Genomic DNA, 14,035 nt, shown 5'->3' with positions numbered 1-14,035 from the left:
ACCATTCGCACCGGAGTTAAACAGCTCAGAAAGGCTATGGGAGTGGATGCGGGAGCATGACTTATCAAACAAAGCATTTTCAGGTTATGAAAATATTGTAGATTGTTGCTGTGAAGCTTGGAATAACCTTTGCAGCGAAGCTGGTCGACTGTTCAGTCTGTGCTCCCGTGATTGGGCAGTTATACAGTAGTTAGAAAATTCAATTGGTATCATTTATTGTTGTCTTGTGGTTTTGCAGTTATGCGTACAATAGCTCGAGCTGGTTATCTGGCTGTTATTAAGGGGTAGACTGAGGGGGGCGGACTTTAGTTCCCGACTCTTTATTTGAAAGGATGTATTGATAAGCCTGCGGGTATTTAATGTGTGTAAGAAACTTCCTGTGGGGGGGCGGTGGTTTAGGCTCTGCTGGTAAAGCTTAAGTGGCAGCGTCCTTGGGGAAGAGGCCATAAAAAAAGCACCTTACGGTGCTTTTTTTATGGCTGATGATTACTCATCAAGGAAGCTGCGGAGGTGATCCGACCGAGTTGGGTGGCGTAACTTTCTCAGCGCCTTCGCTTCGATCTGGCGAATACGCTCACGGGTTACGTCGAACTGCTTGCCTACCTCTTCGAGAGTATGGTCGGTGTTCATGTCAATACCGAAACGCATTCTCAGCACTTTGGCTTCGCGAGCAGTCAGGCCAGACAGAACCATGCGGGTTGATTCCTTCAGGCCTTCACCCGTTGCACGGTCGATTGGTGACTGCATGGTGGCATCTTCAATAAAGTCACCCAAATGAGAGTCTTCATCATCACCAATGGGTGTCTCCATGGAGATTGGCTCTTTAGAGATTTTCAGTACCTTGCGAATCTTGTCTTCTGGCATATCCATGCGCAGAGCCAGTTCGTCAGGTGTTGGTTCCCTGCCCATCTCCTGCAGCATCTGTCTAGAGATCCGGTTCAGCTTATTGATGGTTTCAATCATGTGAACCGGAATACGGATGGTGCGAGCCTGGTCTGCGATCGATCGGGTAATCGCCTGTCGAATCCACCAGGTGGCGTAGGTCGAAAACTTGTAACCACGACGATATTCGAACTTGTCCACGGCCTTCATCAGGCCGATATTTCCTTCCTGAATCAGGTCGAGGAATTGCAGGCCACGATTGGTATATTTCTTGGCAATAGAAATAACCAGACGAAGGTTGGCTTCAACCATTTCTTTCTTGGCGCGGCGTGCGCGAGCTTCGCCAAGCGACATTTTACGGTTGATGTCTTTTATCTGGACCAGAGAAAGGTTGAATTCTTTCTCGATATTGGCCAGCTTTTTCTGGGCACGAACAATCTCTTCACGATAGTTTTGCAAGGCTTCAACGTAACCACCGCTTCCGGCTGCCAACTCATCGATCCATCCAAGGTTGGTTTCGTTGCCTGGAAATGCCTTAAGGAAAATCTTGCGAGGCATTTTTGATTTACGAACACACAGTTGCATTACGGCGCGTTCATTATCACGGATGCGTTCTACGGCATTACGGATTCTGAAAACCAGCATGTCGAAGATGCGTGGAACCAGTTTCAGAGGCATGAAAGCTTCGGCCAGTTCCTCAAGTGCCGCCTGGCTATTATCACGACCATTGCTGGCAATGGCAGTGGTGGCTTTTTCCAGAGCATCTCTCAGAAGGGTAAAGCGTTCCCTGGCTTCTTCCGGATCAAGTCCGCTATCAGCCTCTTCATCATCATCGCCGTCTTCATCATCGTCGTCGTCAAGTGACTCGTCGATTTCAACCTCTTCAACGTCGGTGGTGGTGATCTCAGTATCATCATCGGGGTCTATGTAGCCACTGATGACGTCTGTCAGGCGTCCTTCTTCTTCGGTAAGACGATCGTACTCATCGAGAACAATCTGGGCAGAACCAGGAAACTGAGCCAGAGCTGACATGACTTCACGCCAGCCTTCCTCGATGCGCTTGGCAATCTGGATTTCGCCTTCACGGGTTAACAGCTCTACTGTACCCATTTCACGCATGTACATGCGAACCGGGTCAGTGGTTCTTCCTGCTTCCTGTTCGACAGCGGCAAGTGCTGCGGCTGCTTCTTCCGCGGCAGCCTCATCGGTATCGGCTTCAGCCATGAGCAGAGTATCGGCGTCTGGAGCGGTCTCGTAGACGCTGATGCCCATGTCATTGATCATGCGGATAATATCTTCCACCTGATCAGGGTCGGAAATATCTTCCGGAAGATGGTCATTAACCTCCGCGTAAGTCAGGTACCCCTGTTCCTTACCACGGGCGATAAGCTCTTTTAATCTGGATTGTTGTTGCGAATTTGCTGACATATCAACCCTTTAACAGCGGATATTGACGAACCGGACAAAAAAACGTAAGCAGGCAATTATAGCTCATAAACTGGGTGTAGTACCACAGGGCAGCGGCCCGACTTGGTTGGACGAGGTACCGGAATGCATTCCATGACGCGGGTTACCTTTCCTTGGTGTTTTCAGACCGGGTTTGAATTAGAAATGTGGCCAATAATGCAGTTCCACGGGACACAGTGACATTCAAGTATACCTAATATTTTTTGTTGTGCAGTTATTTTTTTACAGCTTTGGGTTTTACTCCTTAGGTAGCTGAGGGCCACTTTCCTTATAGTTGAGGCTTCGACGCTTGCTTTCAAGTAGTTCCAGGTATTTTTTTCGTGTTTCTTCATCAAGCTGGCTTGGTCGCTTGTTTTGCAGGCTGGAAATCAGAAAACTGCTGTGCTCATTATGATTATGAGCTTCGTTATGCTTCTTGCGGATTTTTGCCAGGGTTTCCAGAAACTCATCCCGGTGAGCTGTGGTTCCGTGATCCAGGGCTGCCAAGGCCTGCAGGCGCTCTCCTTTTTCTGTTCCGTACCATTGGGCAATGAGCGTGCTGGTTTTTAGTGACGGTTCTTTTTTTAGTATGGTTAACAGGTCGATCAGTAATTTACTGTCACTGTCGTTTTCCAGTTTCAGATTGTCAAATGGCTCTGAAACTTCCTGGGCAAACTCCGGGTTACATAATAATTGTCGTATGGCATAACCGGAAGTCACCAATCTTGCGGAGTTGGTCTGGCGGGTTGGTGAAAGTCTGCGTGAAGTCTCTGGAGCGGTATGATTTGTATGTTCCTCAGGTGTGTACTGCCTTTCTTCATAGTCAGCATCAAAGAAAGGCATTGCCTCATAATGGCTGTGATGAAAATGCTCTTCCTGGCCTGATGGTGTGTTTTGTGTTTCTGGCTCTGGTCGACTTGTCGTTGATTCTCTGGTACGAGCGCTTTCTTGAAAGTGGGCTTCCAGGTAGTGTGTATCCAGTCCTGTCCGGTCTGAGAGCTTTTTCAAAAGTAACTGACGAAACAAGCCTTCTGGTAGTTTGTCAATGTAAGGTTGAGCCAGTTTGGCCAGACGGGCACGGCCATCCATGGTGGTCAGATCCAGTTCTGACTCAAGTTCCCGGAACAGTAAATTATCAAGACTGATAGCCTGGCTCTTGATTCGCTCAATAAAGCTTTCAGAGCCTTCCTTGCGAACCATGCTGTCCGGATCTTCTCCCTGTGGTAGAAACAGGAAGCGAGCCTGGCGACCATCCTGCATATTGGATAGTGTGGATTCCAATGCGCGCCATGCGGCACGCCGGCCGGCATCATCACCATCGAAGCAGAAAATGACTTCGGGTACGACTTTGAACAGTCGCTGCATGTGGTCAGAGGTGGTGGCCGTACCTAGTGTGGCTACGGCGTTGGTGATGCCTTGCTGAGCAAGGGCAACAACATCCATATACCCTTCAACTACCAGAATGCGGCTCAGCTTGCGATTGGCCTGCCGAGCTTCAAATAGTCCGTAAAGCTCTTTGCCTTTGTGGAAAATAGGTGATTCGGGAGAGTTCAGGTACTTGGGTTTTTCATCACCAAGCACGCGCCCGCCAAAAGCAATATAGCGGCCCCGGCTATCGCGGATAGGGAAAATGATACGTTCCCGGAATCGATCATACACCGTGTTGCGGTCTTCATTTTTGACCAGCATGCCGGTGGTAATCAGTTGTTGCTCTTTTTCTGGTGATGTGGCCAGTTCTTTTTTCAGGTTGTCCCAGCCGGGTGGGGCAAAGCCGATGGCAAAGTGCTGGCAGGTCTGCTGGTCAAGCCCCCGGTTTTTCAGGTAATGGGATGCTCTGGGGGATTGCTCATGTTGTTTCAGCTGGCGGCTGTAAAAGTCTACCGCACGATCCATTAGGTTATAGAGTTCACTGTGGTCCGGGCCGCGTTGCTTGAGAGGATTTTCTTCTCTGGGGACTTCCAGGCCCAGCTGCCCTGCCAGGGTGTCAATTGCTTCTGGAAAGTCCAGGTGGTCGTGGTCCATGACAAAGCCAAGTGCGTTACCACTGGCTCCGCATCCAAAGCAGTAGTAGAACTGCTTGTCAGGACTCACCGTAAAAGATGGGGTCTTTTCTTTGTGGAAAGGGCAGCAGGCGGAGTAGTTGCGACCGGTTTTTTTCAGCTTAACCCTATTATCGATAACATCCACGATATCAATGCGGGTAAGCAGGTCATCAATAAAATACTGGGGAATCCGTCCGGCCATGATGGAGTGCTGCGCCTGAAACAGGAAAGAAAATAACTATTGAGTAGATACTATCACCCGTCAGGGTGGGTGTCAGCTTAACCGGGATTTAACGATTTTGCTGATGGATGACATGTCTGCCCGGCCCTGAGCCTGTGGTTTGACAATGCCCATCACCTTGCCCATGTCGGCCATGCTGGATGCGCCTGTGCTTTTAATGGCGAGGTCGACCAGTTCGGTGATTTCAGTTTCCGATAGCGGGGTAGGGAGAAAGTCGGCGAGAACGTCAAGTTCCAGCTTTTCCTGATCGGCAAGATCCGTGCGCCCGGCAGACTCGAACTGTTCAATGGCATCGCGACGCTGCTTTACCATTTTGTCCAGAACTGCCAGGGCACGTTGATCGTCTAATGATTTTTCATCGACTTCAATTCGCTTCAGTTCGGCCAGAGCCAAACGGATAGTACCCAGTCGTGGTTTGTCGCGATTGCGCATGGCTTCCTTCATGGCTTCTGTCAGTTTGTCTCTGACAATGCAATCACTCATGACACGTTCCTTTTAGGGTTTGTGGGTCCAAAGCTCAATAGTAGTCAACGCGTAAATCATACGATTGATGCAACAGACGGTGACGTCAATTGATCAATACAGACGCTCACGACGACGCTGCTCGCGCTGCAGTTTTTTAAGATGACGCTTAACAGCAGCAGCGGCCTTGCGCTTGCGAACGGTAGTTGGCTTCTCGTAGTGCTCACGACGACGAACTTCAGCCAGGATACCAGCTTTTTCACAAGAGCGCTTGAAACGGCGCAGGGCTACGTCAAACGGTTCATTCTCTTTAACTTTAACAGCAGGCATGCAGAGATCACCTTCCTTTTAATAACAAATGTTGACCATGAATCCGCCCCGGTCAGTGTGACTGAAGGCTAAAAAACTCACGGCTGGATTACAGCCAATGCTGCGCGAATGCGATAATCCGCCCCTGTGATTACTAATTTCATGCTTCGAAAAGACGGGTCTTTACCCAAAGCGGGACGTTAATACTCACACTAACAAGACAGATTAGTCGCAGTTTTTCAAGGGCGCGAATTTTAAAGCTTATTCAACAAAAATGCAAAAAACGCCCACTTAACGTATGATCCTTTTCCTGTATGAAATACCCTGATTTGGGGTTTTTACCAGCCATTTTTTGCACACGTTTTTGATAAACGTGGTTTCACAGGTTTGTTAAATGATTGTTCTCGGGATAGAAACTTCCTGCGATGAGACCGGCATAGCCCTTTATGACAGTGAGAAAGGCTTGCTGAGCGATGCTCTGTTCAGTCAGATTGATATGCACATTGATTACGGCGGTGTCGTTCCTGAACTGGCTTCCAGAGACCATATCCAGAGAGTATTGCCCCTGATTAACGAAGTGCTTGAACAGGCGGACATCAGCAAAGAGCAGATTGATGCGGTTGCCTACACCCGCGGCCCAGGCCTGGTGGGAGCCCTGATGGTTGGCGCCTGTATTGGCAAGGCGCTGGCCTGGGCCTGGGGCATTCCATCGGTGGGCGTACACCATATGGAAGGTCATCTGCTGGCTCCCATGCTGGAAGAAACACCAGTAGCGTTTCCGTTTGTTGCCCTGCTGGTATCCGGCGGTCACACTCAGCTGGTGCAGGTGGATGGCATTGGCCGTTACACGCTGCTGGGCGAGTCAGTAGACGATGCTGCCGGAGAAGCGTTTGACAAAGTGGCTGCGATGCTGGGTCTGGATTATCCCGGCGGCCCTGCTATTGCCAGACTTGCAGGGCAGGGGGTGGAGGGGCGTTTCCGCTTTCCCCGGCCTATGACGGATCGTCCAGGTCTGGATTTCAGCTTCAGTGGCTTGAAAACCTATACACTCAATACGGTGGCTAAATGTCGTGAAGAGGCAAGTGATAAAGAGCCTACGGATCAGGATCGTGCGGATATTGCCCGTGCATTTGAAGAGGCGGTGGTAGCAACGCTGACCATCAAATGTCGTCGGGCATTGCAGCAGACCGGTATGAAGCAGCTGATTATTGCCGGTGGTGTTAGTGCCAATCAATCACTGCGGGCTTCTTTGGAGTCCATGGTGGAAAAAGAAGGCGCTGTGCTACGTTATGCCCGTCCCCAGTTCTGCACGGATAATGGTGCCATGATCGCCTATGCAGGTTGTCAACGTTTGCTGGCTGGCCAGAGTGATGGGCCTGAGGTAGTACCAGTGCCGCGCTGGCCCATGGAAGAGCTGGAGCCGGTCAGTTAGGTTGTCGAGCCTGGGTTATTTGACCTTGTTGTGCTGAGTCTGTCACTGAATCAATAAGAGATAACCACAAAGGCACGAAAACACAAAGCTTAAGAGGGTTGTGGTTTTCTTCACAGGCAACACCCAGGAAGCTAAAACGTTGTGTCTCTGCGCCTTTTTGATTCTGGGGCTTATGCCTTCTGTGTTGCCGTCTTCACGATTACAAGAGAATGAGTCTGACTCCCATGGATAAAGTACGAATAGAAGCCATAGAAACTCAAGCGGTTATCGGTGTTTATGAGTTTGAGCACGAAGCTCCACAGCCATTGGTGCTGGATCTGGAGCTGACGACCGACTTTACCCGTGCGTTTACCAGTGACGACTTACAGGATGCCCTGGATTACGATGCTATTACCCAGCGGGTCAGGGCATTTTGTGAAGGGTCACGGTATCAACTGATTGAAGCCCTGGCTGGCGGGATCATTGCGCTGGTGATGGAACATTACTCTGTGGATAAGGTGGCTGTCACCATTCGAAAGCCGAAGGCTCTGACAAATGCCCTGGCTGCTGTCTGGTGTGAGCGAACTCGTGCGCAGATGATGGGGCAGGAATAGTTAACAGTGACTGTCTTTGTTCTTGGTATTGGTTCCAATGTGAATGCTGAGTATCAGTGTCATCAGATGATCGCCGCACTGGAACAGCAATTTGGTGAAGTCAGGGTCAGTGAGCTGGTGAGAACAAAGGCCGTTGGCCTTAAGGCCCCCGACTATATGAACGGAGTTGTTTGTCTTGAATCAGACATGAGTGCTGATGCATTACAACAATGGTGCAAGATACTTGAAGAGCAACTGGGCAGGGATCGTGAACAAAGCCTTTGCGCTGCGGATATTGACCTTTTGCTGACCGTTAATCCGGCTGAGGGCTTGTTAATTGAAAAACTGGTCAATCAGGTTGAAGAGCCCTGGTTTCGGCCTCTGGTGGCTGAGTTATTAAATGATCGATAAAGGGCGTTGTCAGTAGAGGGTTGGTTTACTGGTCATCGTCAGTCAGCCCAGAAAGAAAGATAAAAAAAGGCCGTCTTGAAGAGACGGCCAGAGGATTCAGGGGTTAGCCTGAAGATACACGGCAATCAGTCAGTGCTTTTTAGACTACTGTTACCTTGGCTCCTGGTATGTTGTTTGCTATCTCACCCCATTTAGGGTCTCTTCCATTCTCTCTGCGGAAGTTCTGTGCGTCGATGAAGCGTCGTATCTCCTGTCGACTCATTGACTCCAACTGTTGCGTGGCACCAGCCAGTTCTATCTGAGCCTGTCGTTTCATGTCATGAACCTGGCTCATAGTGGCTCTGCGAGTTTCCCTGAACTGAGTCAGCTGCGCTTCTCTTCTAGCCTTGAGCTGCTTCAGATATGCTTCACCGGGGTTATCCTCAGAGGTTACACGTGGTGCATCATAGCCAGAACGCGCCGTACCTCGGTTCTCACGCTCAGCTATCATGGCCATGCGCTCCCTGTATCTTTGGCTCTGGTCGGCAGCTTTCATGCTGTCGATTTTCGGCCCAAGGCGCTCACTATCTGCATTGAATTGATTTATTTCTTCTGCACGAGCAAATAAGTGTCCATCCATTACAGATTCGTCATCGCCAGTCTCTGAATCGTCACCAGCACTTAAGGGAACACCAGTTACTGAAGCGGCACGAGGCTCAGATCTTCTTTTTTCTGCTGCCTGCTGCTTATTAAAAGTATCCACGTTTTCCGTGGTCAGGGCGAAGTGAGGTTCCCTTCTCGCGGCTTTTATGTTGTCAAGTGCTTGCTTTGCCTCATCCATCCATGCTTCTATGGGGAGGACTTCCGGCGCTATGACGGGAGGTTCTGGTTCACTGACAACAGGCGTTTCAGGTGTACTGGCAACAACAACTTCAGGTGTACCGTGAAGTTCTGGTGTTGGGTTTCCGAAAACAGCTGCTTTCTTATGTAGACCAACGATGTTGCTATCCCTGACTGCCCAATGTCCTTCTTCACGCAGGCCCCACTCCATGCCCTTTTGATCCCTGTAATCAGGACCAGGCATGTTAACTCCTTTGTAAGCTGGAGCTGGGTTTTGCCTCTTGTCCGGCGTTGGTATGACAATATCATTCACCTGGGCGTATTTATCTTTGTCGACACCGGTTACTCTGCCATTGGCATCTCTGGTAAAGATATCCAGCTCCTTACCTTTCGCATCCTTGTAAACCCAGCCTTTCAAACGCTCAATTTCCAGTCTGTCGCGGGTTCCTGATACTCTTTTTTCGTGATCAGGATGTTCAGGGTCAAGTACAAGTGCGCCGTTTTTCCAATCATCGATGTCTTGTGCACGGTTTTTCTCAGGGGTAAGGTTCGTTTCATTCAGTTCTTTAAGCTCTGCCTGAACCGATGCCAGCTCGCACTCTTTGGCATAGATTGCCAGGTGTCGCTGGTTGAAATCGATATCCTTTTCCAGACGCTGGGTTTCGGCGCTTATTAATGCCGCCAAACGCTTGTCTTCTCTTTCTTCAGCTTGCTTCAGAGCCTGTCGCTGTTCCTCGAGCCTGGTTTCTGAAGTCTTAACCAATGCTTCCATGTTAGCTTTATGCTCTTGAGGCTCTATCGCCATCCGGATGTATTGTGTGGTATTGGCTCTTGGGTAGGCTTCTGCAAAGGCAGCCTTCAAGCTCTCAATGTCTCCAGCAAGGGCTTGTACTTTGGCCTGAAGCTCTTCGTGGTATTGTTTGCTTTCCAGCTTGATTGCTTCAAGCACGTTATCATCAGTACATTTCAGTACCGGACGCTTTGGAGGCTCACCAGGATGAACAGGCTCTTTTTCAGGCGTTTTGCCCTTTTCTTTGGCTTTCTTGTATTTAGCGTCTTCCTCTTTGTAAGCCGATAATTTCTGCTCGTACTCTTCCAGCTCTTTATTGTATTTATTCAGAGCTGATGCCATAGCTGGGTCATTGCCCAATTTCTTGGCAACTTCAGCACTATCTGCATCGAGGAGTTCCCCTACATCGTTACCCTTACTATCCTTCCCTGTAACAACAAGAACTGCGGCACGGGTTTTTTCTGTGGCAGGAGTGAAGGTCCGGGTAGCGTAGTACTTTTTACCGGTTTCTTGATCCTCACGGAGTAAGTTCAGCTCCGGCTTACCGGTTTCTGGGTTCACTCGGAGTGCGTTCAGCTCCAGGTTGCCCGTTTCCAGTTGTGTCTTGAACAAGTGGTTAGCTTCGGCACGGGCTTCTTGCTTCATGACCTCGTCGAGGACTTCACGTTGTGTGACGCCGAAGTGTGTGGCCAGTGCTTTGCAATGAACTTGCTTGTCAAGATCAATGAGCCGTTTCATGGCTACATCTAAACAGGCCTTTTCAAATGCCTGACGGTTTACCCGCTTCTGATCAAGCTCTGCCTTCTCCGCAGCAGCTTTCTGTTCCAGTTTTCTGGCTTCATACTTGGCTGGCTGGAAGATATAGAGGAATCCTTCGTATAGAGGGGTAATTACGTAATCCTGTAGCGGTTTTACTGCAAACTTAACGACGGTAACGATGAGCTTTAAGGGGGCAATGAGGTATGAGCCCACGACTTTCAGCTTAACAATAATACGCTCACCTAGACTGCGTTTGTGAACGACGGTAATTGGCTCTTCTTTTTTCTCTGATTTTTCAGCAGCCTTGTCGTCTGCAGGTTTTCCTGCTGCAGCCGGCTCAGCAGGCTTTTCTGCTGGAGTCGCTTCGGCAGGTGCCTCTTGGGGAGGTATTACTTCGACTTCGTCCGCAAACTTTACATTCTTATGCGCTTCTAAGGCAGAGATACCTTGTTTAACTCTATCAGAAAGCTGTAAACGTGGTGCCACGCTCGGAAATTGGGTTGAACGGTCAACAACTTTGGTGGATTGAGTTAATGCCACAGACTGGGCTTTAGGAACCGAAGACGGTTTAGCTCCAGGTAGAGGTGGCGGGGCTGGTGGGTTGTGAGTGGTAGTTGCTTGGTGTGTTACAGGACCGGGAGTTGCCATGGTATATGTCCTTATTCAGTTTGTTTGTATCTATGATTAGTTACATCAATGGTTATTGACTGAACGTTTGGACAGTTTATTTGGAGTTTTGTTCCAGATTGATATTAATTAATGAAATACCAAAGATTAGAATGTGGTTTGGTGATGCATTAAGAGCTTGAAATAAATATTAATAGCTCTTAATGCTGTGACTTTAATTGCTGATTTTATTTATTCAGTTCAATTGTTGATTGGATTTTCTGAAGCCGTTTCTTTCTTAATGCTTCGCCAACGGCTTTTCCTTTGATGTCTTTAGTTATTACATCTTTGGCTTTAATGGATAAACAGCTATCCAGTAGTTCAATGATCTGGTCTTTTTTAAATTTAACCGTTTCAAAACTATAGGAAAGAATGATAATAAGGCTGATAAAGCGTTCAGGGCGACGCAGAGCATCGGTGGCTTCAAACAGGGTCATCAGGGATTCTGCGTTGATGGTGTGAATCACAGAAGTAAGGTTCTGGGCATGCTCTGTGACGAGACGTGCCATATCTGCATACTCTGATGGTAATCGCATCCTGGATGAAGCGCCTTGAACCGTTCGAACGCTATTGATTAGTTCCGCTTTGGGCTGAGGCAGGAGAGGTGAGAACAGGCAGCCAAACCGGATCAGTGCATTACTGTCTGCCTGGGCAGCCAGATTGAGGTGCAATAAGGTCTGGCTATGGATCAAGGATCTGAACTCGGGCATTACTGCTTGAAGAGCACCGCAGCTTTCCAGAATTTGAAAGTAGACCGAAGGGGTTGGTTCCATCAACGCTCTTGATGTTTCCTGCCATACTCTTTCTGGTACCAGGTGTGAAGCTTCTCCGCTCTTGACCATGTTGCTCATTAATTCAAGCGTTTCTTCAGCAACCTTAAAGCCAAATGGTGCAAGTCTTGCTGCGAACCGGGCAACCCTGAGGATTCTCAGAGGATCTTCCTGAAAGGCAGGCGATATATGACGAAGCCGGCGGTTTTTCAGGTCTTCCTGACCCCCATATGGGTCAATGATGTTCCCGTACTGGTCTTCTGCCATGGCATTGATGGTTAAATCCCGTCTCAGTAAGTCTTCCTCAAGGGATATATCAATGGAGGTGTAAAAGCTGAAACCTCCATAACCATGACCGGTTTTGCGTTCCGTTCGGGCAAGGGCATATTCCTCTTTGGTTTTGGGGTGAAGAAAAACCGGAAAATCCCGGCCAACCGGTTGAAAGCCAAGATCTTTCATCTGCCTGGGGGTTGCACCTATGACAACCCAGTCATTGTCCTTAACAGGCAAACCCAGTAATTGATCTCTGACTGCACCACCCACCCGATAGACTTGCATATATGAGGACTATTCCAGATACAAGAGTAAGAATTGTTGTTTATAGCAAAATGAGGTGTCTTTTTCCTTGTTTAGAATATTATTTTATATTTTTGCTTTCATGGAGAATATTATTTTATAAAAATGGCTCTTTGAATATTCTTTGAAATACTTTTCTCTTTTTAAAGCCATAAAGTATCTCCTATGGAATGTTGGGTGTTGAGGAAAGTACGAAAGTACCCATATATCCGGCTTTGTTGACATAAAATCACAAGGCTTTCCATTTGGGGGCAGAGGGAACAATGTCGGGGTAGTCAGAAGATTACCCAAACCCTTTCTTTCAAGTTTTTGTAATGAGGGAGCGGATGCTCTGGCTTAAGCCACGGAGCTTGTAACCTTATGTCAGCAGAACCTATCTCAATAGAGCCTGATGAAGCTTTTTTTCTGCCCGATAAATTCATATGGACGTAGTTTGACCCTGGAAGGAGGGTAAGGTTATGAATAGTCATCAATGGGTCAATGAAGCCATTGGCAAAATTGAAGCGGACTTTCAACGAAGTGCAGACACGCACCTGATACGACTTGAATTACCGGGGATCAACGGAGTAGAGGTGTATCTTAAAGATGAAAGCACGCACCCTACAGGTAGCCTTAAGCACCGTCTGGCCCGATCCTTATTTCTCTATGCCATCTGTAATGGTTGGGTTGATGAGAATACCACCATTATTGAGTCCTCTTCCGGAAGTACTGCTGTTTCTGAAGCCTACTTTGCCCGGCTACTGGGTTTGCCATTTATTGCCGTGATGCCCAGATCTACATCAGTTCGCAAGATACGACAGATTGAGTTTTACGGTGGCCAGTGTCACCTGGTCAATTGCTCCAGTGAGATTTATGCCGAATCCCAGCGGTTGGCCAGAGAGCTGAATGGACACTATATGGATCAGTTTACTTATGCGGAGAGAGCAACAGACTGGCGGGGTAACAACAATATTGCGGATTCCATTTTTCGACAGATGCAGGCGGAAGAATACCCTGTGCCCAGCTGGATTGTAATGAGCCCCGGAACGGGGGGGACTTCTGCCACCATAGGGCGTTACATTCGATATCAAAAGTTGAGTACCAGATTATGTGTCGTAGATCCGGATCACTCCGTTTTCATGGACTATTACTCCACTGGAGATACAAGCCTGACTATTGATCAGGGCTCTCGTATCGAAGGTATTGGACGTCCAAGAGTCGAGCCATCGTTTATTCCTGGTGTAATTGATGACATGCGTCGTGTGCCTGATGTGGCATCTATTGCGACCATTCACTGGCTTGAGAAGATACTTGGTCGAAAGGCAGGCCCGAGTACAGGAACTAATTTATACGGTGCCCTGCAAATTGCTTCTGAAATGAAATCCAATGGTCAGGAAGGTTCTATCGTTACCCTGTTGTGTGACCCAGGTGATCGCTATCTTGATACTTGTTATAACCCTGACTGGATTGCTGCCCAGATTGGGGATATACAACCATGGATTGAGGAACTCTCCCTGCTGACTGGCAAATAAAGCTAGCCCTGATATTTCATAAACTGTCCTGAGTTTCGTGCAGAAGCTTGTGGTTCCGAGGAATTTTGTTAGGGAGTGCTGTACTGGTGCGTACGGTCTACTGAGCAAAACTTTCTCAGAGCCGCAAGGGGCAAGTGATACCAATTGAATTTTCTAACTACTGTATAACTGCCCAATCACGGGAGCACAGACTGAACAGTCGACCAGCTTCGCTGCAAAGGTTATTCCAAGCTTCACAGCAACAATCTACAATATTTTCATAACCTGAAAATGCTTTGTTTGATAAGTCATGCTCCCGCATCCACTCCCATAGCCTTTCTGAGCTGTTTAACTCCGGTGCGAATGGT

The 14,035-nt window shown here is 48.4% G+C and carries 10 protein-coding genes and 2 pseudogenes; 5 read left to right on the top strand and 7 right to left on the bottom strand.

What is annotated here, in order from left to right; genetic code table 11:
• Window positions 1-190: pseudogene (locus AK963_RS35565) on the top strand (IS630 family transposase); the annotation flags it as partial.
• A 296-nt stretch (window positions 191-486) separates the two neighbouring features.
• Here the strand turns inward: AK963_RS35565 and rpoD are convergent.
• From rpoD to rpsU, 4 genes are all read right to left on the bottom strand, one after another.
• Window positions 487-2,310: an RNA polymerase sigma factor RpoD gene (gene rpoD, locus AK963_RS18390; RefSeq protein ID WP_066016897.1), complete on the bottom strand. Its 1,824-nt coding sequence runs from the start codon at window positions 2,308-2,310 to the stop codon at window positions 487-489.
• Between the two features lie 276 nt (window positions 2,311-2,586).
• The gene (dnaG, locus tag AK963_RS18385) at window positions 2,587-4,572 is read right to left on the bottom strand and encodes a DNA primase (protein WP_066016896.1); all 1,986 of its coding nucleotides are present in this window, start codon (window positions 4,570-4,572) and stop codon (window positions 2,587-2,589) included.
• Window positions 4,573-4,644: 72 nt separating this feature from the next.
• A complete protein-coding gene (locus tag AK963_RS18380; RefSeq protein WP_066016895.1) occupies window positions 4,645-5,094 on the bottom strand; it encodes a GatB/YqeY domain-containing protein in 450 nt (149 codons plus the stop codon).
• A gap of 93 nt (window positions 5,095-5,187) precedes the next feature.
• Window positions 5,188-5,403, bottom strand: a complete 216-nt coding sequence (gene rpsU, locus AK963_RS18375) for a 30S ribosomal protein S21 (RefSeq protein ID WP_020582360.1) — start codon at window positions 5,401-5,403, stop codon at window positions 5,188-5,190.
• A gap of 373 nt (window positions 5,404-5,776) precedes the next feature.
• Between rpsU and tsaD the strand changes: the two genes are divergently transcribed.
• The 3 genes from tsaD (at window position 5,777) to AK963_RS18360 (ending at window position 7,797) form a co-directional block, all read left to right on the top strand.
• Entirely contained in the window at window positions 5,777-6,814 is a 1,038-nt protein-coding gene (gene tsaD / locus AK963_RS18370) for a tRNA (adenosine(37)-N6)-threonylcarbamoyltransferase complex transferase subunit TsaD (RefSeq protein ID WP_066016894.1), read from the top strand.
• A gap of 224 nt (window positions 6,815-7,038) precedes the next feature.
• Window positions 7,039-7,407, top strand: coding sequence for a dihydroneopterin aldolase (gene folB / locus AK963_RS18365; RefSeq protein ID WP_066016898.1), 369 nt, complete (start codon window positions 7,039-7,041; stop codon window positions 7,405-7,407).
• A gap of 6 nt (window positions 7,408-7,413) precedes the next feature.
• Window positions 7,414-7,797, top strand: a complete 384-nt coding sequence (locus AK963_RS18360; protein ID WP_066016893.1) for a 2-amino-4-hydroxy-6-hydroxymethyldihydropteridine diphosphokinase — start codon at window positions 7,414-7,416, stop codon at window positions 7,795-7,797.
• Window positions 7,798-7,936: 139 nt separating this feature from the next.
• Here AK963_RS18360 and AK963_RS18355 read toward each other — a convergent pair whose 3' ends face one another.
• Both AK963_RS18355 and AK963_RS18350 read right to left on the bottom strand, forming a co-directional pair.
• Window positions 7,937-10,813 (bottom strand): hypothetical protein, encoded by a 2,877-nt coding sequence (locus AK963_RS18355; RefSeq protein ID WP_066016892.1) that lies wholly within the window; start codon window positions 10,811-10,813, stop codon window positions 7,937-7,939.
• A 206-nt stretch (window positions 10,814-11,019) separates the two neighbouring features.
• On the bottom strand, window positions 11,020-12,159 hold the full coding sequence (locus tag AK963_RS18350; protein ID WP_066016891.1) for a multifunctional CCA addition/repair protein: 1,140 nt from the start codon (window positions 12,157-12,159) through the stop codon (window positions 11,020-11,022).
• 476 nt (window positions 12,160-12,635) lie between these two features.
• Between AK963_RS18350 and AK963_RS18345 the strand changes: the two genes are divergently transcribed.
• On the top strand, window positions 12,636-13,688 hold the full coding sequence (locus AK963_RS18345) for a PLP-dependent cysteine synthase family protein (RefSeq protein WP_066016890.1): 1,053 nt from the start codon (window positions 12,636-12,638) through the stop codon (window positions 13,686-13,688).
• Between the two features lie 157 nt (window positions 13,689-13,845).
• Here AK963_RS18345 and AK963_RS35560 read toward each other — a convergent pair.
• Window positions 13,846-14,035: pseudogene (locus AK963_RS35560) on the bottom strand (IS630 family transposase); the annotation flags it as partial.

This window comes from Endozoicomonas atrinae (assembly GCF_001647025.1).
In the GTDB taxonomy this organism is placed as follows: Bacteria; Pseudomonadota; Gammaproteobacteria; order Pseudomonadales; family Endozoicomonadaceae; genus Endozoicomonas; species Endozoicomonas atrinae.
Note: the sequence above shows the minus strand (reverse complement) of the source record. Positions and strands in the feature narration are given on the sequence as shown.

Bases quoted from the DNA above. Each gene is read 5' to 3' on its own strand.
- rpoD (WP_066016897.1), bottom strand. From the start codon at position 2,310: ATGTCAGCAAATTCGCAACAACAATCCAGATTAAAAGAGCTTATCGCC.
- dnaG (WP_066016896.1), bottom strand. From the start codon at position 4,572: ATGGCCGGACGGATTCCCCAGTATTTTATTGATGACCTGCTTACCCGC.
- AK963_RS18380 (WP_066016895.1), bottom strand. From the start codon at position 5,094: ATGAGTGATTGCATTGTCAGAGACAAACTGACAGAAGCCATGAAGGAA.
- rpsU (WP_020582360.1), bottom strand. From the start codon at position 5,403: ATGCCTGCTGTTAAAGTTAAAGAGAATGAACCGTTTGACGTAGCCCTG.
- tsaD (WP_066016894.1), top strand. From the start codon at position 5,777: ATGATTGTTCTCGGGATAGAAACTTCCTGCGATGAGACCGGCATAGCC.
- folB (WP_066016898.1), top strand. From the start codon at position 7,039: ATGGATAAAGTACGAATAGAAGCCATAGAAACTCAAGCGGTTATCGGT.
- AK963_RS18355 (WP_066016892.1), bottom strand. From the start codon at position 10,813: ATGGCAACTCCCGGTCCTGTAACACACCAAGCAACTACCACTCACAAC.
- AK963_RS18350 (WP_066016891.1), bottom strand. From the start codon at position 12,159: ATGCAAGTCTATCGGGTGGGTGGTGCAGTCAGAGATCAATTACTGGGT.
- AK963_RS18345 (WP_066016890.1), top strand. From the start codon at position 12,636: ATGAATAGTCATCAATGGGTCAATGAAGCCATTGGCAAAATTGAAGCG.